The following is a 21,208-nucleotide window of genomic DNA, read 5'->3' as shown; positions in this document are numbered from 1 at the left end:
CTTATTTTAGGGTGTTCTCCCGTTTGATTCTTTCCATTTGTTCGGCACTTAATCCTTGCCGATAATGAACATCAGGTTGATGAATAACGCGATGTTCTTTCATTTCCGGGTCATGAATATCCAAGCTGAGGTCGCAATCGAAACGCACCAATTTACTGTGGATTTTTCCCTTACCTCCTTGATTGATAAAATGGGCCAAGCCCCAAGTAATACCCCGGCCGTCTTTGGTGTCGGTAAAGGCATCGGGCACATAAGGCGCTCCTGCATAGGGCATCAGTTCGGTAATGGAAGCAATTTCAAAACTCACCCAATCTTCCGCATATTGAATGGTGTTGTGTTCCGGTCCGTCTTTATAGACCAAGGCGGCTACACCTTTCCTGAAAGGGAACAAAGAGGTTTCGTGTCCTGAAGTAATCACAGGATTCAATGGATGTTTCTCAAAAGGACCCAAAGGATCATCGGCAATCGCCAAACCTTGCATACGTACTAAATCGGGGCGTTCGCCAAAATCGGACTTGTAATAAATATAAATTTTACCATCGTGTACCAAGGGGTAGGGGTCGTGAATGGAATATTGGTCCCAAGCACCTTCGGTACCATTGGGTATGACAATTTCGTTATGAGGCGTCCAGGGCCCATCGGGTGAATCGGCATACGAAACGGCTACGGGGCAATCATCGCCTCTTTTTCCACTTGCTTCCATAAAACCTTGATAGTAGAGGTAGTATTTCCCCTTCCATTCCAATATATCCGTGGTGGTAACGGACCGCCATCCCACCAATGGTTTTTCGGGCCGCTGGATAGCAACGCCTTGTTCTTCCCAAGTAAAACCATCTTCACTGGTGGCATACCAAATCTCTGAAAGGTCCCAATCGCTTGAAGGAATGGTGTCGTTGCTTTTGGCCGCTCCACGTGGTGGTACTTTTGTATTTCGGTAGGTGTACCAGACATAGTATTTGCCATTGTGCAATAAAATCTTTGAAGGATCGCGGCGAGTAATGGTACCATCACCTCCGTTATAATCAAAGCCTTTCAGCTCTGTGTACTTAAATTGACTGAACAGCTCGTTGTTCTGGGGTTGCGGAGTCTCGTAATCATCATAAATGCGTTCCATGGCCGCACTCATAGGTCGGTTCGGTTTTTCATCTGGAAGTACAAATGGGAAGGCTTCTTCCGTATTGGTACCAGTTGTTTCGTTCATTTCTTCCTTTTGCGTTTCGGTACAACCCATTAATATGGTGGCTAAAAGAATGGCAGTTGGTAGACTTAAAGATATTTTCATTTTAAAAATTGTTGGTGCAGGTTGGTTATCGATAACCGATTAATTGTAGTTTTTCGTTGTTATTGGCAATCAAAATGCCCTTTTGAGGCCCTATTTGAATTGGTTGAGCGTTTTTTACATCGTAGGGCAAATAAATTCCACTTTCGGCCCATGAGGTTTCCTCGAAATTTCCGGTTCCGTCTCCTAAAAGCAGTAGGCCCGTACCGGCATCATTTCTTGGAGTTTCAATCTCGGAAGCAAATAAATTTCCGGCTAAAAGAAGGTCTTGGTGCCCGTCATGGTTGTAGTCTTCAATTAAAATGGAATTGATATTCGACACCTGTGCTCGCATCGGAAGTGGCCGTAACCGAAACTTTTTTCCATCTATATTTTCTGCATAATACGAAGCAAACGTATAGGCCTTTAAATGAAGGGCTTTTTCTAATTTTTTACCGTAAATATCCTTCAAGTCAGAATCGCCAAAAGATTCAAAAGATGGAAATTTTTGACCTAATTCGGGAATCTGCTCTACCGAACAAGACCGACCTCTTACAGGATATACCGCGTTATTTTCATGGTAACTCAAAACAATATCTTGGGTTCCGTTGTTATCAAAATCGGCACTGTGCACCTGAAAGGGCTCCTCTTCACTGGCCTTGTATTTATAATTGAGTCCAAGGTTTCCTAAAATGAGATCTTGATCACCATCTTGATCAATATCAGCGCTGGCAACGCTAAAATACCATCCATGACTTTTTTCAAATCCCTCATAATCAGTATTCTGAAAAGTACCATCGCCGGCTTGTAGTAGAATTGTGGGTTTCATCCATTCCCCAACAATGACGATATCTAATTTTCCATCTCCGTTTATATCACTCCATTGCCCATCAATGGCCATTCCCAAACCGATAAGGTGCGGGGCCTTTGATTTGGTGACATCGCTAAAATAGCCACCTTTATTTTCTAATAAAATGGAATTGGCGGGAGATGGATATGAACCCGGAGTGTGCCTGCCAAGTATCAATACATCCGTAAAACCATCGTTGTTATAATCTGCGGCTAGGACTTTGGAGCTACTATTGTTTAAGGAAGGAAGTCCTTTTTTTGATTTGGAAAAATTTCCTTTACCATCATTGATATAAAGCCGGTCTTGGTAATTGGCATGGTTTTCTGGAAATTCGTTGCCGCCACTGACAACGAGTAGGTCTTGATCTTGATCATTGTCTATATCTAGGAAAATACTCGCCACATCTTCATAGATTTTTTCTTCTTCCCAAAGGGAAGTATTAGATTTTTCAAACTTTCCAGAAGATTGTTGCAGATACAGAGCGGCGCTTTCCCCAGAGGCACCTCCAATAAAAAAATCATCTAAACCGTCATCGTTTACATCGATTACTGCCAATGCCGGACCAAAATTCGACATTTTATGGGGTAGCAAAACCTGCTTCTTAAAATCATCATAATCATTCTCAAAATGCCGATGGTTAATTTCAATTGTCGGTCCAAGATCTTGAAAAATTGGTTTTACCCTGGTGTTCTCAACTAAATCGGTTTTGAGATTATCTTCATCGCTCACCTCTAATAGCTGATTGGCAGCAATATCTTTTAAAACACTTATAGCTCCGTTAGGCCAGCGTATCTGTATTTGTTGGACCTTTGTTGCAGCACCCAAGCCAAAGTGGACCACATCTTCACTTTTAGACATATAACCTCGCGTATTGCTGATTTCGACAATTTGGCGAGGACCGTTTTTTTGGATGAGGGTCACCCGCGTGCCCATTAAGCTATGTCGTTTTTCAGACGTTAGCTGAAGCCGAAGAAAGTTGTTTTCTCCCCTTTCGACTACAAAATTTTTGTAGATAGAGGCAGGTTCGTCAATATTGTTGATAACGAGTTCAAGGTCACCGTCATTATCAAGGTCACCATAAGCAAAGCCGTTGGAGAGTGTAGGCGTTTCGAATCCCCAGTCAGCGTTCGACTTGGTGAAAGTGAGGTCTCCGTTATTTTTAAAGGCATAGTTTTCGATTCTATCAGTGGGTGCCATTTGCACCAATTGCATCATATCTACGACTTCAAGAAGGCTTTTATTACTGTTTTTTGCGACCTGACCAAGGCTGTCGATTATCTTTTGATAGTTAATGTTCACATCACTATTTCGCATGTTTCTTTTGATACCGTTAGTAACGAAAAGGTCTTTATGGCCGTCGTTATCAAAATCGGCAAATAGAGCGCCCCAGCTCCAATCGGTATTTGAAATTCCGGCCATTTGGGCGACATCACTAAAAGTGCCGTTTCCATTATTCTTTTGAAGGGTATTGAACATGTACTGGTAATGCCCACCTTGATTGACGATACGCCAAAAATTACCGGGGTTCATACCGCCCATATTGGTTTTGATACGTTTGTGGTCTTCGGCGACCATATCTAGAACCATCACATCTAAATGTCCGTCATTATCAAAGTCAGCAATGTCGCTACCCATGCTAAAATTAGAAATGTGGCCGACGCGGGTTTTTAATTCTTCCTTGAAGATTCCCTTGCCTTGATTGATGTAAAGAAAGTCGGGTTCGTCATAATCATTGGCTACATAAATATCGGGCAGCCCATCATTGTTAACATCGCCAATGGCGGATGAAAGTCCGTAAGCACTATTTTCTGTTTTGGCAACGGGCGATATTTCAACGAAGCCGATACCACCGCCCAAATTTTTATAAAGTTTATCGCTGTACTGAGGATTGACTTTTTTGGTGCTTGAGCGGCCTCCTTGTCTATTGCCGATTCCCGGAGGTTGATTGACCAAATACATATCTAGAAGTCCGTCCTCATCATAATCAAAGAAATTGGATTGGATTGAATATCCTCGGTCGTTGAGGCCGTAGTCTTTGGCTGCTTCGGTAAAAGTTAAATCGCCGTTATTGATAAAAAGTAGGTTGGCACTGTTCCCTGGTTTTCCCTGAACATTCTTACAAACGTAAATATCTATAAAACCATCGGCATTTACATCGGCCATACTCACACCGGTTGACCAAGTTTCCGATGATGCTAAAATTCCAGCACTATGTGTAATATCCTCAAAATTAAAATCCCCCTTGTTCAGATAAAGACGGTCTCCTACCTGATTTCCGGTAAAATAGAGGTCTTGTAATCCGTCGTTGTTAAGGTCACCAATAGCAACTCCAGCACCGGTAACAAAGTTTTCGTTCACCAAATGATTATCATTGGCGGTTTCGGTAATAAGATTGATGAAATCAACCCCCGTTTGGGTAGCATCAAGCAAAGTGAACAGGGTTTTGGGCAAGGGCTCTCCTGCTTTTTTTTGATTACAAGCAAGAAACAGGCAAACAAAACCAGACAAGAAACTGGCCTTGACCATTAGTCTTAGTTGAAACCTTTTTGTATAAATAGCTTTTCTTAAAACCAAAACTTCAGCGAGTTGTATTCCATTAAAAAGCGGAACAAACAAATTAAGAAAAATGACTTCAATTTTGCGGGTAATTAAAATTCAAATTGGGGTACAAGAGTATCAAAATACCGACAACTGTCGGATGTGTTTTTGTTTAAAGTAGTCAAAAGATTTGGGTTATATATTAAGGTATAAGTTACTGAGTGTTAACCCTTGTTGAAACTCAATTACCCCTTATTGAGCAGTAATTACCATTAGAAGTTTTGATGTTTAGGTTTCTTTGGAACATGAATTTTCGGTAGTTGGCGCTAGTTATGACGGTAGTGCTAAGGGAACGTGTTATCGAAGGTTCATAACTAACTTAAACTATTTTTAATATGAAGATTGGAAGCTTGAATCAAATCCGTTTAAAGGTATTTTGGGGAGCGCTTTTGTGGGCATTGTTTTGCTCTGTACATGCGTATTCCCAAGAAATTAATGTAAACGGTACCGTTACCGATGAATTGAGTACACCCATGTTTGGTGCCAACGTATTGGTAAAAGGTACAACAAAAGGTGTGGTTACCGATTTTGATGGTAATTTCTCTCTACAAACCAATGCGGGAGATGTATTGGTTATCTCTTATACGGGTTATACCGCTAAAGAAGTAACTGTGACTAGCGACGCCCCGATCAATGTACAATTGGAGCCTGACTCACAACAATTGGAAGAAGTCGTTGTTATTGGTTATGGGTCGAGAAAAAAAGCCGATGTAACCGGGGCCGTAAGTACGGTCAAAGAAAATTACATTGAGCAACAGGCGTCTCAAGATGCTACTAGAGCCTTGCAAGGTAGCGCCTCGGGTGTAACGGTCGTTGCTTCGGCAAGACCTGGACAACAGGCGCAGGTACGAATTCGTGGTTTGGGAACCATTAACGGTAACGGACCATTGTACGTGGTTGATGGTGTTTATGGTGCTTCTCCGCCTCCTACCAATCAGATTGCATCTATGCAGGTTCTAAAAGACGCTTCTTCTACCGCAATTTATGGGGCAAGGGGTGCTAATGGGGTAATTCTAATTACTACAACTACGGGTAGAAAAGGGCAACCTGCCAAGGTAAACGTAAATTTCAGGAGCGGTATCGGTACCGCCAATTCAAAATATGATTTGGTCACCGACCCCGAATTGATCGGTCAACAAATTTGGTTGGAGCAGACCAACGATGGTATCGTGCCCAACCATGCCCATTTTAATTTTGACCCGAATAATATTCAAGCTACTACGGTAAACGATTATTTATTCCCGAACGGCGCATCCATAGGTGATCCATCTACGAATCCCGCTCTTTATCAAGTGAGAGATTATCCTATAACCCTTACCAATAAAGAGGGAACCGATTGGATGCAAGAACTGTATCAACCAGCTTTGTTACAGGATATTGTGCTTTCCGTAAACGGAGGTTCTGAGAAAACGACCTATTCTTTAAGCGGAAATTATTTTAGGGAAGAAGGGGTGCTTAAATACAATTCTTTCAACCGTTATGCTATTCGTGCCAATATAGATTCACAAGTAAAAGATTGGTTGACCATAGGTGAAAGACTTGGGGTAACCTTAGATGAGTCTCGAGGTAATACCGCCGCCTTCAATACGATTATTGAAACGAGTCCTTTAATTCCGGTTTTCGATGTAGCCGGAAATTATGCTGGAGGTATTGTTGGTGGTGGATTGAACGATGGTCCTAACCCGCTGGGTAACAATTACCGTGAGCGCAAAGATAAGCGGACCACTTTGAATGTGACAGGTAACATTTATATGCAAGTTAATCCTGTAAAGAACTTGGCGTTCAAAACTCTTTTCGGGTACAACATGAACTGGTACTCAAACCACGGGCCAAGGTTTGCGGATCCTGAAAATACCAATGGAACCACAGGTCACACCCTTACTGAAGTTCGGGGAGACAATCTTACTTGGAACTTTACCAATACGCTCAATTACACCAAAACGTTTAATGATGTTCACAATGTAGATTTCTTGATCGGAACGGAATCTACCAGGTTTAGATTTGACCAAATAAGCGCCGGTAGGGAGAATTTTATCTCCACCGATGACGACTTCTTTATTTTGAGTTCTGGATCAGATAATCAGACCAACGATGCAGCAGCTGCTGCTTGGGCCTTGAACTCCTATTTTGCAAGGGCCTATTATTCTTACGATGATAAATATATGGTGGAAGGTACCGTACGTAGGGACGGTTCTTCACGATTTGGTTCCAATAACAGATACGGTAACTTTCCTGCAGTTTCAGGGGGGTGGGTCGTTTCTAGAGAGAACTTCTTAAGCGAAAGTACTTGGTTGAATTATTTGAAATTGCGTGCTGGTTGGGGACAATCAGGTAATGACCAAATAGGTAACTACAATGGCTTTAGTACATTTGGTTCCGGTCTTGGAAGTTCGTTCTACGGATTAGGTGGTAACGATGGTACCATCGTACAAGGTTTTCAGTCCACAGCTATTGGTAACCCTGACGCAAAATGGGAAACCACAACTTCAACCAATTTCGCTTTTGATGCAACCTTTTTCAACAGGTTGAACTTAACTGTTGATGTTTGGCAAAAGGATACGGATGATATGTTGTTTCCGGTGGCAATCCCAACGGTACAAGGTTTGGCTACGGCTCCTTCCGTAAATATTGGAGCTATGGAGAACAATGGCGTAGATGTGGAAGTAAGCTTTAGTGGCGGTGGTGCAGAAGAAGGTGATTTCTCGTATAACGTAGGCGTCATTTTCTCGAAGTATAAAAACCGTATAAAAGAACTTTCAGGAACGGATGGTGAGTTTATAGTTGGTACGAACCAAAGGTCACAAACCTATACCAGAGCTGAAACTGGATCGGCTTTTCCTGAATTTTATGGTTATGTAGTAGAAGGAATTTTTCAAACGCAGGCAGAGGCAGATGCCCATCCTGCAAATGGTACTTATAACCAGCCCGGTAACTTAAAAATTGCCGATATTGATGGTAGTGGAGACATTACGCCAGATGATCGCACTTTTATAGGGAACCCAAATCCTGATTTCACGGCAGGTTTGAACCTGAGTATGACTTACGGTAATTTCGATTTTACTGCAAGCCTCTACACGAGTCAGGGTAATGATGCGATCAATTATTACAACCGATTTACGAGGTACGGACTATTTCAGGGTCCGAAAAGCTCTGATCGCTTATTCAAGTCCTGGGGTAGCCCTTACTTGGCCGATAATGCCGATGCTGTTTTGCCAAAAGCTTCTTCGCAAACCAGCTTTGAACAGAATACACATTCAGATTTAGTAGAGGATGCTTCGTATATCAGATTGCAAAATGCACAACTGGGTTTCAATGTACCTAGCAGAATTTTAGAGAAAATAGAACTGAGTTCAATTAGGGTATACCTTATGGGAACCAACCTGTTCACAATTAGTGATTATTCAGGTCTCGATGCGGAAATCTTTGTCAATAACGAGATTGATAGAGGATTGGATTTAGGTACTTGGCCAGCACCAAGACAGATTATTTTCGGTTTGAACATTGGTTTATAAAAATTGTAAAGATGAAAAAGCTATATTTTAAATTAGGAACAATTGGGGCCTTGATGTTATTCGTAGGCTCATGTAGTGATGAGTTTCTTGAGGAAAAGCCTAAAGGTACGGTTAGTGAAGAAATTTTGACCACGGCATCAGGAGTTGATTTGTTATTAGTCGGAGCTTATGCTCGAATTGATGGCTACTCCCAAGGAGAAGCCGGAGGCACGGGAGGTGCATCGGCAACGAATTGGGTGTGGGGCGATGTACCTTCAGATGATATGCATAGAGGGGATCAAACGGGTGGATGGAGCCCTATCAACCTTATTGAGCGCTATGAGGCCGATCCGGCCAATGCTTGGATTGAAGAACTGTGGGCAGCTAATTATGATGGGGTGGCCAGAGCAAACGACGCCTTAAGAGTTTTGAGAAAGGCCGGAGACTTGATCGATGCCGGTGAAGCTAGACAATTAGAGGCCGAGGCACGTTGGTTAAGAGCTTGGTACCATTTTCAACTTCGTAGTAAAATTGAGAAAATTCCATATATCACCGAAGATGTAGAAGCTAAAGAAGTGCCTAATGACCGTGAGGTTTGGGACGATATTGAAGCTGATTTGGTTTGGGGAATCGAAAACAACATGAACGAAAATCCGGAAATAGGAAGAGCCTCGCTATGGGCGGCCAAAGCACTTTTGGCCCGTGTACATCTATTCCAGAACGAATTTGCCGAAGCTAAGCCTTATTTGGATGATATTATCGATAATGGCCCGTTTGAACTAATGGATCATTTTTATGATAACTTCGATGAGGAAAAGCAGAATAATGCCGAAAGTATTTTTGAGGTTCAGTACACGGTAAATGATGGTGCCGGTGAGCATAATTCGGGCGCCGACCATAGAACGCTCTTTCCTCGGGGCAGTGATGTTGGTTCTTGTTGTTCCTACAGTGCACCGAGTTTTGATCTCTTTAACGCCTTTAAAGTTGATGCTAACGGACTTCCGCTTCTAGATAATTTTCAGGATGATCTGTTGCTTGAAGATTATGGGGTTTTAGATACGGAGCCGTTCACTCCAACCGATGTGGCGCTTGATCCAAGAGTAGATTGGACCATAGGTAGAAGGGGAATTCCGTTTCTCGATTGGGGGCCGATGTCGGGTAGCGACTGGATGTTGGATCAAGCAGGTATGGGGCCTTTTCTTAATAAAAAGGTGATGTTCTATAAGAGAAATAAGGGTGTAATTTCTATTTCAAGCCCAACTTGGTCAAATGGTCTAAACGGTAATAATTGGAGAATTTTCAGATTGAGCCATGTCATTCTTTGGAGGGCGGAAGTGGCCGCGGAAGAAAACGATTTGGTGTTGGCCAAGGATTTGGTGAACATGATTCGCGAAAGGGCTCAAGACGACATGGTAATGGGTAAAGTGAACAACACTACTTTTGAAAGTGGATATGAACTTGATATCGAAGAAGATCAACCTGCCGCAAACTACAATTTAGGTTTATATACAAGTTTCCCAGACCAGGATTATGCGCGCAAAGCTATTAGGCATGAAATGCGTTTGGAGTTCGCATTGGAAGGTATGCGCTTTCAAGATTTGGTACGATGGGGAGTTGATGCCGAGACCATCACCAATTATTTACAGTCTGAGTTGAGCGATGGAAAATTGCCATGGTTACAAGGATCGGTTTATACAGATGGTCAAGATGATCATTGGCCCATACCACAGGCTCAATTAGATTTACAATCAGGAATTTTAACACAAGATCCGGCTTACTAGCCTGTTCTTTACAAAAATAAAGTTGAGTTAATTTGTAGTTAGTTTCAGTAAAACGGCGGTCGGTCAAGTTGAATCGGCCGTCGTTTATTTCTTAGTGTTTTAGGTACATTTATAAATCTTCTACGTATTTTTTCAGCTCATTTCATAACATGATTTCATCAGAGCCAACCGCAAAAATGACCAAAAAGAGATACACTATTTTGACTATGGTCTTTATAACCGTAGTCATCAATTATCTTGACCGCACCAATATTTCCATTGCAGCTTCTGCTTTGCAAGAAGATTTGGATATCAATGCTATACAATTAGGGTATATTTTTTCAGCATTTGCTTGGACCTATGCCATACTGCAAATACCAGGTGGCTTTGCGGCCGATAAGTTAAAATCAAGGATACTGTATGCCGTTATAATGGCCTTTTGGTCTTTGGCGACCCTTATTCAAGGTATGGTAAATTCATTTGCAGCGTTAGTGGGGCTTCGGGCTTCCATAGGTGTATTTGAGGCACCTTCGTATCCCATAAATAATTTGGTGGTAAGTAGGTGGTTTCCTGAAAAGGAAAGAGCGTCTGCAATCGGCATCTATACTTCCGGTCAATTTTTGGGTATGGCATTTCTGCTTCCAATATTAACTATCATTCAAAGCTATTTGGGCTGGCGGGGCCTTTTTTATGTTTCCGGTGCTATAGGACTGGTTTGGGCCTTGATATGGTATCTTTATTATCGGGATCCCCAGGACCATAAATCTATAAATGAAGCGGAATTGAAAATGATCCGAGACGGCGGTGGTGTGGTAGAAGATACTTCCAAAGAATCGAAATCCTTAAAATTCAATAGGAGTGATATCAAAAAAGTTTTTTCGTATCGCAAATTATGGGGCGTTTATATCGGTCAGTTTTGTTTGGGAGCCACTTCGATTTTCTTTTTAACTTGGTTTCCCACCTACTTGGTGCAGTATCGCGGACTTGATTTCTTAAAATCGGGATTTTTGGCATCCGTACCCTATCTAGCGGCTTTCTTTGGGGTTCTGTTATCAGGTTTTATTTCTGATTTTATGACCCGAAAAGGTTATACCCCTGAGATAGCTAGAAAAGCACCCATTCTCACAGGTTTGCTTCTTTCTACCTCTATCATCGGAGCGAATTATACAGACAGCACTCCATTGATTATCTTTTTTCTCTCCCTTGCTTTTTTTGGTAATGGTCTGGCCAGTATTGCATGGGTTTTCATATCCTTAATGGCGCCCAAAAAGCTAATCGGATTAACAGGTGGTGCCTTCAATTTTATAGGAGGTCTGGCAGGCATTGTGGTACCGATCGCCATAGGATATTTAGTAGACGACGGCGATTTTGCTCCAGCTCTGTTTTTTATTGGGCTTCTGGCACTTATTGGTTTTTTCTCCTATACTTTTATAGTTGGAAAGGTAAAACGAGTGGAATAAAAAGAGGATTGCTAATACGTTTATAGATACTAAGAACAAATGAAAATAACTGATATAAAAACCTTTCCCATTAACGTTGGCTCAGGAAGCCAATTGGTTATTAAAGTGGAAACCGACGAAGGTTTATTTGGATGGGGTGCTTCTGGACTATCAGGCCGTGAATTGGCCGTGGTAGGTGCCATTCAACATTTTAAGGGATTTTTGATAGGTGACGATGTCTTTAAAATTGGAGCACATTGGCAGAATATGTACCGAGGTCAATACTTTGAAGGAGGAAGGGTTCTGGCAGCTGCTATTTCAGCCATCGATATCGCCTTATATGATATAAAGGGAAAAGCTTTGGGCGTTCCCGTTTATGAACTTTTAGGGGGCAAGCAACGCGATTATGTTGAATGTTTTGCCTCCGTACGCTTTACCACAAAGGAAGAACTTCTTGACTACAGTAAAACGTGTGTAAATGCCGGATGGAATGTGTTAAGGTTGGCTCCGGCCGAATTTGAATCGCAAAATGATAAAAGCCGTTTTGAACCTACCGAATCTATTTCTGTTTTGAGTGATTGGCTTATCGAATTACGAGAAGAAGTAGGTAAGAAAGTGATCATCGGTATCGATTACCATACGCGTTTAACGGTCCCAGAAACCAGTTACTTCCTGAAAAGAATGCCGAATGCGACCATCGATTTTATCGAAGAGCCTATTCGAGATGAAAATCCCGAAGCATATGAGGCCTTGAGAAAGTTGATAGACGTGCCATTTGCCATTGGTGAAGAGTTTAGTAGTAAGTGGCAATTTTTGCCATTTTTAGAAAGAAACCTTACCCAATATGCCAGAATCGATGTTTGCAATGTGGGCGGATTAACAGAGGCTATGAAAGTAGCAGCTATTGCCGAGGGCCACTATATTGATTTGATGCCCCATAATCCACTTGGGCCTATCTGTACGGCAGCATCTATACACATGGCGGCGGCATGCACCAATTTTAGTTGGTTGGAAGAGGTGAATACCCCGGCCCAGCAAATGGGAACCAGCGAAGAGAAGTTTTATCCCGTGCAGCCTAGGCTAGAGGGCGCGAGGTATGCGGTGCCGTCAGTTCCGGGGTTAGGTGTAGACTTTAACGAAGAATATGCTCTGGGCCAAGAATTTACACCTGTTGAAATACCTCGTTTAAAACGAAAGGATGGGTCATTTACTAATTGGTAATTCTTGGAATGAAAATTTGAAAGCCAAATATCATATTCTAATAAGATATCTTAATTTAGTACGATAAGAACAGTTCCATGGCAAAAAAGAAGGAAGAAGAAGCAAAATCCAATTACAATGTGCCCAACCTAGAAAGGGCCTTGATGATTATTGAATTGTTATCTGCAAAACCAAAAGGTTTGACCTTGGCCGAAATCATGGAAGAACTTGATATAACAAAGTCCAGCACTTTTAGAATAACAAGCACGCTCATCTTTAGAAACTACCTTCAAAAAAACGAGACAACCAAAAAACTTACACTGACGAGAAAAGTCTTATCCTTAGGTATCTCGGCTTTAAGCGAACAGAGTATTGTAGAAAACTCTATAGATGCTATGAGAGCCTTGCGAGATGAGACGAAGGAATCAGTAATGTTGGGTATTTTATTAGGCGATAAGGGAACCATTTTGGAACAGGTTCCTTCTTCATATCCTGTAAAATTATTTGTAGAGCAAGGAACGCAATTTAGTCTTCATAGTTCTGTGGGAGGAAAAAGTATATTGGCCTTTATGCCTGAAGATGAAAGAAATCGTATTTTGGAGGGGGTGACTTTAAATCGATTTACAGAGAACACCATTATTTCAAAACATGAATACGTTGATTGCCTTGAAGAAGTTCGTTTAAAAGGCTATGCTACCGACCATAGTGAAGATATACAAGGTATCAATTGTGTGGGTGCCCCCATTTTTGATGAATCGGGAAGTCCCGTCGCCGCCATCTGGATTACGGGTCCTAACGGTCGTCTGCCTTCTTCTGAGTTTGATGAAAAAGGAGAAGTGGTCATAAAGCATGCAATGACAATTTCCGAGAAGTTAGGTTTCCTAAAAAAGGTAGAATCTCAACTTTAAAATTTCTTCGAAAAAACTATAGTTCTTTAAATATCCGCGCAATTTTACTGCGTTATTTCTACAATTTTACTAAGAATTATTCATTCTGTTTCACCTTAAAGCCTTAGCTAAAAGACTTTAGGGAGTGTCCTGCTGCGTTTATTGTTTTCTTATTATTACCCCTTCTTTTTTATAATTTATTGATTTTAACTAAAATAAATTCTTCAATTCATAAGAGGGTATTAAAAATTTTATATATTTGGTTCATATATGAAATAGGTTTCAAATATGAAACTTATATAAATGATAAAATTTAGAATATGTCCGCTTCCCTGTCCAATAGAAATCTCTCATCGATTGCAGATATGGGTACCCTCGAGCTTCAATTAAAGTATGTGGATGAGGTTGGAAACCACGTGAATATTATTTGTGGTGTTTTTGCCGGAGCCGATAGCTTGCCAAATGCTATCATTTCACGTATTCAAGGTTTTCGGGAAAAATGCATGTTAAGAACAAAAATTAAGTTTCCAGAACAGGTGAAAATCCAATTGTCAAAAAAAGAAATGAATACGTTGATCAAGGCAAGTGTGATCGGTAAAACAGAAAATACTTCGATAAAAACTGTTTCTGATCATCAAACAAAGGACTCCTACGATGCAAAGTTTTTAAACAGGATTATTCAGTTGATGGAAAAAAACTTGAGTGATGATTCGTACTGGGTGGATAACTTGGCTCAGGATATGCATGTAAGTAGGTCAACTTTGTTTAGAAAACTTAAAAGTTTAACAGGAATGTCACCTCAAGAATTCATGAGAACACAGCGTTTGGATAAAGCTGTAAATTTACTTGAGCAGGGGCCTTTACGCATTTCAGATGTAGCGTATCAAGTTGGATTTTCAGACCCTAATTATTTCAGTAAGTGCTTTAGAAAGTGTTTTGGCACTTCACCTTCAAGCTTCGTAGCTGAAGTAAGCCCCAATAGTCAATTACTATTAGCCTAATACATTTATAAATCAACAATGACAACTACCAGACTTTTAACAACTATGTCCATTGGTCTTTTGATGTTCAGCAGTGCCTGTAACATTAAAGATAACACTGCTATTGAACCGGAAAACTCCGTTCAGGAAAATGAGGATTTTAAAATAACGGATGAACAACTTGATCATTTGGGAATAACCAATAAAGACCATTTAAGTGCAGCAAGTAAGCGTGCTTTGCAATGGCCTACCGACTTAGGGAACGAATGGTTCATTGAATTCAGTGGTCCGCAACCCTTAATGGGCGATTTGGCCTATGAGCCCGGGGTGGTTCGTAGGGATCCGAGTGCCATGATCAAAGAAAACGGTAAATATTACGTATGGTACTCCAAGAGCACAGGTAAGACCGATGGTTTTGGTGGAGATATAGAAAACGATAAGGTTTTTCCTTGGGACCGATGTGATATATGGTACGCAACTTCGGAAGACGGTTGGACATGGAAGGAAGAGGGAATGGCCGTGCCAAGAGGTGAAAAGGGGGCTTACGATGATCGTTCTGTATTTACAGTGGAAATCATGAAATGGGAAGATAAGTATTACTTATGCTATCAAACTGTAAAATCGCCTTACAATGTGAGAGTAAAGAACCAAGTAGGCTTGGCTTGGTCAGATTCTCCTGATGGACCATGGACCAAGAGCGAAGAACCGATTTTAAGTCCTGCCGACAATGGTGTTTGGAAAGGTGAAGAGCAAAACCGCCATTTGGTCGAAAAGAAGGGTGATTTTGATAGCCATAAAGTTCATGATCCTTGTATTCTTCCCTATAAGGGAAAATTTTATCTCTATTATAAGGGTGAGCAAATGGGTGAAGAAATTACGTTTGGAGGTAGGCAAATTCGCCATGGGGTGGCCATTGCCGATAATCCTAAAGGGCCTTATGTGAAATCTCCCTACAACCCGATCAGTAATAGCGGCCATGAAATTTGTGTGTGGCCGTATAATGGTGGTATCGCCTCTTTGATTACTACAGATGGCCCTGAAAAAAATACGATACAGTGGGCGCCAGACGGTATCAATTTTGAGATTAAGGCCTCCATTAAAGATGCGGCCCATGCCATTGGTTTGAATCGCGCTGCAGACGTTGAAAAAGAACCTACCGAAATTCTTCGTTGGGGGTTGACCCATATCTACAACAATGGCGATGAGCAGAGCATTATGCGTTTTTCGTCAAGAAGAAGAACCGTTCATGCGGCCAAGGGTGAGAGTAAAAAGAGATAAGTCACAATCTACACTAAAAATCAAATTTTGAAAGCAACAGTATACGAAGGCAACAAGACCTTTTCAGTAGTTGAAAGGGAAATGGTTCAACCTGCTCAGGGTGAAGTGAGAATTAAAGTCGCCTATGTGGGCGTCTGTGGTACCGATGTGCATATTTATCATGGTATGATGGATAAAAGGGTGCAAATACCCGTTACCATTGGTCATGAAATGTCAGGTGTCATTGATGCCGTTGGCGAAGGGGTCGATGGTTTTTCCGTAGGTGATAAAATCGTGGTGCGCCCGTTAGATGATAGAAAGGTAAAGCCTTCCGATAAGGGGTTTAACCACATCTGCGAAGAATTGAAATTCATAGGCATCGATAGCCCTGGGGCCATGCAACAGTATTGGAACGTTCCAGCCTTTACGTTGCACAAACTAAAACAAGAAACCGATTTAAAGTTGGCCGCTTTGGTCGAGCCTCTTTCAGTGGCTGTTCATGATGTGCGAATGGGCGAACTGAAAGCTGGTGAAACTGCCGTGGTTTTAGGTGGAGGACCCATTGGTCTTCTGGTAGCCTTGGTAGCCAAGGAAAAAGGAGCACAAGTCATTATTTCCGAGGTAAATGAAACCCGAATCACAAAAGCCAAAGAATTGGGGCTCGATGCAGTCAACCCTACCAAGTTAGATTTGGTCGAGTACGTAAAAAGTAAGACCGAAGACAGAAGGGCCGATGTCGTTTTTGAAGTCGCAGGTGTTCAACCCGCATTAGATATTATGACCGAAGTAGCGGGTATTAGGGGTAGAATCGTGATGGTTGCCATTCACGGACAGAAAAAGCCCGTAGACCTGTTCAAGTTTTTCTGGAAGGAGTTAAGGTTGATCGGTGCACGAGTTTATGAACGTGAAGACTACGATAAGGCAATTGAATTGGTAACCGAAAACAAACTGCCTTTTCACGAAATGATTACCGATGTACAACCACTTACCGAAATACAGAAAGTTTTTGAAAAAATAGATGAAAATCCGGATGGACTCAAAGTTCTAATGGATTGTCAATTATAGCATTATACGAATGGGAATACTTGAAAAATTTAGTTTAAAGGGTAAAACGGCATTGGTAACTGGTGCTAAAAGAGGTATCGGTAAGGCCATGGCCATCGGTCTGGCAGAAGCTGGAGCCCATGTTATAGGGGTTAGTGCTACTTTAGAAAAAACCGGTAGCGAGGTAGAAAAGGAAATCACCTCAAGAGGAGGCACTTTTACGGCTTATGCCTGTGATTTTGCAGATAGAAAATCCCTTTATGCTTTTATAAAAGAGCTCAAAGAAAATCATGAGGCCATTGATATTTTGGTGAATAATGCCGGAACCATTCTAAGGGCTCCTGCGGTGGAACATTCTGATGAATATTGGGATAAGGTGATTGAAATCAATCAAAACGCCCAATTCATCCTGACTAGGGAGTTAGGTAAGGAGATGGTTAAACGGCAGTCTGGTAAAATAATATTCACGGCATCATTGCTAACCTTTCAAGGGGGCATTACCGTACCGGGCTATGCCGCCAGCAAAGGCGCTATTGGGCAATTGACCATGGCATTCGCCAATGAATGGGCAGGTAGTGGGGTCAATGTTAATGCCATAGCACCTGGTTATATAAGTACCGATAATACCGAGGCCTTAAGAAATAACCCTGAGAGGGCCAATTCCATACTAGGGAGAATCCCCGCCGGTAGATGGGGGGAGCCCGAAGATTTTGCCGGTCCTGTCGTATTTCTCTCTTCAGAAGCCTCCAACTATATGAACGGAAGTATCATATTGGTTGACGGCGGATGGATGGGCCGATAATGAACACTAACCACCTATAATTTTAAAGAAATGTCAGAAGTAAAAGAATATAAATTATTTATTGATGGGGAATGGGTTGCCTCAGAATCAGGGGAAACCATAGATGTCGTCAACCCAACGACCGAAGAATTGGTTGCCAGAGTGCAGAACGGCACCGTCGAGGAAGCACAAAGAGCGCTGGAGGCAGCTGAGAAAGCCCAAAAACAATGGAAGTTGTTACCTGCCAGAAAACGTGCGGAAATCATGTACCAATTTGCGGCCGAGATTAAGGCGAATTCCGAAGAATTAGCAAAATTGTTGGTGCAGGAGCAAGGTAAATTGCTGAAAGTCGCTCGTGGCGAAGTGGCGGTGACCGCATCATTTATAGAATATGCTTGTGAAGGGGCCAGAAGAATCGAGGGAGATATTATTCCTTCCGATGAGCCAAACGAACAGATATGGATTCAAAAAGTGCCTCGTGGGGTGGTTGTTGCCATAACCGCATGGAACTTTCCTTTGGCCTTGGCGGGAAGAAAACTGGGTCCCGCTTTAATAGCAGGTAATACCATCGTTATCAAGCCAACCTCCGAAACTCCCCTGGCTACTTTAGAACTGGGGAACATTGCCCAAAAAGTAGGGATTCCAGCCGGTGTCATCAATATCTTGACCGGTCCTGGTAGAGCCATGGGTACGGCCTTGGTGGAAAGTCCGATCACCAAAATGGTAACAATGACAGGTTCCACTCCGGTTGGTCAGCAAATTGCACGTGCAGCTGCACAGAACCTGACCCACGTACAATTGGAATTAGGTGGAAAAGCCCCTTTTATCGTTTTTGAAGATGCCGATATTGATTCGGCGGTTGCAGCGGCCTTGCATTCGAGGTTTGACAATTGCGGACAAGTTTGTACTTGCAACGAGCGTATGTATGTTCACGAGGAAATCTATGACGTCTTCATGGAAAAATTTATCGCTAAGACCAAGGCCATTAAGGTAGGCGACCCCATGCTGGAAGATACCGATATGGGCCCCAAAGTGAACAAATCAGAGTTGGATCATATGGCGCATTTGGTTGAGGTAAGTCTAAAAGAAGGTGCCGTGGTAGCCACCGGGGGTAAAAAACTTGAAGGAGTTCAATTCGAAAAGGGTTATTGGTTTGAACCTACTGTTCTAACGAATGTAACCCAGGATATGACCATTGTGCATGAAGAATCATTCGGACCGATTTTGCCTGTTTTAAAATTTAATTCTTTTGATGAGGTCATCGGTTATGCCAACGACTGTGAATACGGTTTGGCGGCAATGGTTTTCACTAATAATATGAATACCATTATGAAATGTAACGATCAACTTGAATATGGAGAAATCTATGTCAATCGTGGTCATGGAGAGCAGCATCAGGGCTTTCATAATGGGTATAAACTTAGTGGTTCAGGTGGTGAAGATGGAAAATACGGTTTTGAACAGTACTTGGAAAAAAAGACTTTCTACCTAAGACATACCCCTTAATCAAGATGGCACATACGATTAAAAAAATTAGCTGTAAGCTGTTTAAGGTTCCTTTATCGGAAGTTTTGAACGACGCCAAACATGGCGACCACACCCATTTTGAATTGGTCACCACTACTATAGTATTAGAAAATGGGAGCGAGGGCACAGGCTACACCTATACTGGCGGTAAAGGTGGCCATGCGATAAAGGCCATGGTAGAACATGATTTTGCACCCGCCCTGATTGGAAAGGATGGTTCCGATATTGAAAGACTGTACGATTTTATGGAGTGGCATATTCACTACGTTGGTCGTGGCGGTATTGCTTCTTTCGCTATTTCAACCATCGATATTGCCCTTTGGGATATCCGGTGTAAGGAAGCCAATAAACCACTTTGGCAAATGGCAGGTGGTGCTTCCAATACCTGTAAGGCCTATTGCGGGGGAATCGATTTACAATTTCCCATCGAAAAATTACTGAAGAATATTCAGGGCTACCTTGATAGCGGTTTTCATGCCGTAAAAATTAAAATCGGCCGGGAAAACTTGGATGAGGATATTGAACGCATCAAAGCGGTTCGCGAACATATTGGTCCGGACGTAACTTTTATGGTCGATGCCAATTATTCTTTGTCAGTAGAAAAAGCGATTGAGGCCATCGAAAAATTCAAGCAATACGATATTACTTGGTTCGAAGAACCAATTATTCCCGATAATTATAAGGGATATGCAGAAATAGTGGAGCGTACCGGATTTCAGCTTGCCATGGGTGAGAACTTACATACCATTCACGAATTTGAATACGCCCTAGAGCAGTCAAAATTGTCTTTTGTACAGCCTGATGCTTCCAATTGTGGAGGGGTTACAGGTTGGTTGAAAGCGGCCCAACTGGCAAACAAACATGGTATTCCCGCTTGTTCGCACGGTATGCAAGAGTTGCATGTAAGCTTGGTTTCTGCCCAGCCGAACGCCGGTTGGTTGGAAGTTCATAGTTTTCCTATTGATGAGTATACAGAGAGGCATTTGGTGGTTGAAAACCATAGGGCCGTAGCACCTGATAGTCCGGGAGTAGGTGTTGTTTTTGATTGGCAGAAACTTCAACCCTATTTACAATAAGCGGAAGTAGATGAAAACAACTAAAAATCACTTTGGCAAAGTAGACCAGACGGTCAATGCCTACACTCTTGAGAACGACCATGGTATGAAAGTAACCGTATTGGATTATGGCGCAACCATTCAATCCATTTTAATACCTATGGAGGATGGAGAAATGGAAATTGTTTGCGGGTTTGATTCCATGGATAGTTATTTCTCTAAAGAGTACAATGATAATGCACCCTATTTTGGTGGTACCGTGGGTAGATATACCTCTCAAATAAAAAACAGTGAGTTTAGCCTTAACGGAATAAAATATTCCCTAGCACAAAACTGCGGGGAAAATAACCTTCACGGAGGTGCTGTGGGATTTGACAAGCAGTTTTGGAAGGCAGATTTTAAGGATGTCAAAAATGGGGTCGGCCTTCAAATGAGCCTCAAAAGTGAGCATCTGCAAGAGGGTTTCCCTGGTAATGTGTATGTTCAAGTTACTTTTTCTTTGAACAATGAAAATACGCTAGCTATTGATTATGTGGCACAAAGCGATCATGATACACCTTTCTCCATTACCAATCACGCATATTTTAATTTAAACGGTTTTGAGGAAAACGTAGAGGAACACAAGGTACAGGTCCTTTCCGATAAGAGATTGGAGTGGGATGCTTCGGGCGCGGCAAATGGAACTATTCTTGAACTGGCCGGTACAGCTGAAGATCTACGTACCCCAAAATCGATTGGAAAGGTACACCAAGCCATGCAAGATGGTTTTGAACATTACTATCTTTTTGACGAAGGAATCTCTCCCCTTAAAAAGGTGGCCGAAATCAAAAGCGAACGTACCGGACTTTCAATGGGGGTTTCAACTACCGAACCCGGAATGTTGTTCTATACCGGTAAGTACACTTCCGATGCGCTTCAACGTGAATCAGGTTTGCAATACGGAAAATATAGGGGCTTCTGTTGTGAAACCCATCGATGGCCCAACGGACCTAATTTGCCCAACTCACCGAAGTCAATACTCAAGGCAAATGAAAATTTCACCAGCAACACTACCTTTAAATTCAGCTGGTAAGCACTCACA

General features: G+C 42.0%; 14 protein-coding genes. 12 read left to right on the top strand and 2 right to left on the bottom strand.

Going from position 1 to position 21,208, the window contains the following annotated elements; translation table 11 throughout:
* Nucleotide 1 precedes the first annotated feature (1 nt).
* Together BIZ36_RS00940 and BIZ36_RS00935 are read right to left on the bottom strand one after the other, a co-directional pair.
* On the bottom strand, nt 2-1,282 hold the full coding sequence (locus BIZ36_RS00940) for a glycoside hydrolase family 117 protein (RefSeq protein ID WP_187455974.1): 1,281 nt from the start codon (nt 1,280-1,282) through the stop codon (nt 2-4).
* A 25-nt stretch (nt 1,283-1,307) separates the two neighbouring features.
* Complete coding sequence (locus tag BIZ36_RS00935; protein ID WP_187455973.1) at nt 1,308-4,634, bottom strand: VCBS repeat-containing protein; 3,327 nt, start codon at nt 4,632-4,634, stop codon at nt 1,308-1,310.
* Between the two features lie 407 nt (nt 4,635-5,041).
* On the opposite strand from BIZ36_RS00935, the gene BIZ36_RS00930 reads away from it, so the two are divergent.
* The 12 genes from BIZ36_RS00930 (at nt 5,042) to BIZ36_RS00875 (ending at nt 21,199) form a co-directional block, all read left to right on the top strand.
* Nucleotides 5,042-8,218 (top strand): SusC/RagA family TonB-linked outer membrane protein, encoded by a 3,177-nt coding sequence (locus tag BIZ36_RS00930; RefSeq protein ID WP_187455972.1) that lies wholly within the window; start codon nt 5,042-5,044, stop codon nt 8,216-8,218.
* A gap of 11 nt (nt 8,219-8,229) precedes the next feature.
* Nucleotides 8,230-9,978 carry a RagB/SusD family nutrient uptake outer membrane protein gene (locus BIZ36_RS00925; protein ID WP_187455971.1) on the top strand — a complete coding sequence of 583 codons (1,749 nt, stop codon included), beginning with the start codon at nt 8,230-8,232 and terminating at the stop codon, nt 9,976-9,978.
* 176 nt (nt 9,979-10,154) lie between these two features.
* Nucleotides 10,155-11,417 carry an MFS transporter gene (locus BIZ36_RS00920; RefSeq protein WP_187455970.1) on the top strand — a complete coding sequence of 421 codons (1,263 nt, stop codon included), beginning with the start codon at nt 10,155-10,157 and terminating at the stop codon, nt 11,415-11,417.
* Between the two features lie 39 nt (nt 11,418-11,456).
* Nucleotides 11,457-12,617 carry a mandelate racemase/muconate lactonizing enzyme family protein gene (locus BIZ36_RS00915; RefSeq protein WP_187455969.1) on the top strand — a complete coding sequence of 387 codons (1,161 nt, stop codon included), beginning with the start codon at nt 11,457-11,459 and terminating at the stop codon, nt 12,615-12,617.
* Between the two features lie 77 nt (nt 12,618-12,694).
* Nucleotides 12,695-13,504, top strand: coding sequence for an IclR family transcriptional regulator (locus tag BIZ36_RS00910; protein WP_187455968.1), 810 nt, complete (start codon nt 12,695-12,697; stop codon nt 13,502-13,504).
* 299 nt (nt 13,505-13,803) lie between these two features.
* Nucleotides 13,804-14,484 carry a helix-turn-helix domain-containing protein gene (locus tag BIZ36_RS00905; RefSeq protein WP_187455967.1) on the top strand — a complete coding sequence of 227 codons (681 nt, stop codon included), beginning with the start codon at nt 13,804-13,806 and terminating at the stop codon, nt 14,482-14,484.
* 18 nt (nt 14,485-14,502) lie between these two features.
* Entirely contained in the window at nt 14,503-15,741 is a 1,239-nt protein-coding gene (locus tag BIZ36_RS00900; RefSeq protein ID WP_286174499.1) for a glycoside hydrolase family 117 protein, read from the top strand.
* A gap of 27 nt (nt 15,742-15,768) precedes the next feature.
* Nucleotides 15,769-16,785: a zinc-dependent alcohol dehydrogenase gene (locus BIZ36_RS00895; protein WP_187455966.1), complete on the top strand. Its 1,017-nt coding sequence runs from the start codon at nt 15,769-15,771 to the stop codon at nt 16,783-16,785.
* Between the two features lie 16 nt (nt 16,786-16,801).
* Nucleotides 16,802-17,566, top strand: coding sequence for an SDR family NAD(P)-dependent oxidoreductase (locus BIZ36_RS00890; RefSeq protein WP_187456040.1), 765 nt, complete (start codon nt 16,802-16,804; stop codon nt 17,564-17,566).
* A 30-nt stretch (nt 17,567-17,596) separates the two neighbouring features.
* A complete protein-coding gene (gene aldA / locus BIZ36_RS00885; RefSeq protein WP_187455965.1) occupies nt 17,597-19,051 on the top strand; it encodes an aldehyde dehydrogenase in 1,455 nt (484 codons plus the stop codon).
* A gap of 5 nt (nt 19,052-19,056) precedes the next feature.
* Nucleotides 19,057-20,148, top strand: a complete 1,092-nt coding sequence (locus tag BIZ36_RS00880; protein ID WP_187455964.1) for a mandelate racemase/muconate lactonizing enzyme family protein — start codon at nt 19,057-19,059, stop codon at nt 20,146-20,148.
* A 10-nt stretch (nt 20,149-20,158) separates the two neighbouring features.
* On the top strand, nt 20,159-21,199 hold the full coding sequence (locus BIZ36_RS00875; protein WP_187455963.1) for an aldose epimerase family protein: 1,041 nt from the start codon (nt 20,159-20,161) through the stop codon (nt 21,197-21,199).
* Nucleotides 21,200-21,208 lie beyond the last annotated feature (9 nt).

The sequence above is a fragment of the Cytophaga sp. FL35 genome (assembly GCF_014349235.1).
Lineage (GTDB): Bacteria > Bacteroidota > Bacteroidia > Flavobacteriales > Flavobacteriaceae > Euzebyella.
Note: the sequence above shows the minus strand (reverse complement) of the source record. Positions and strands in the feature narration are given on the sequence as shown.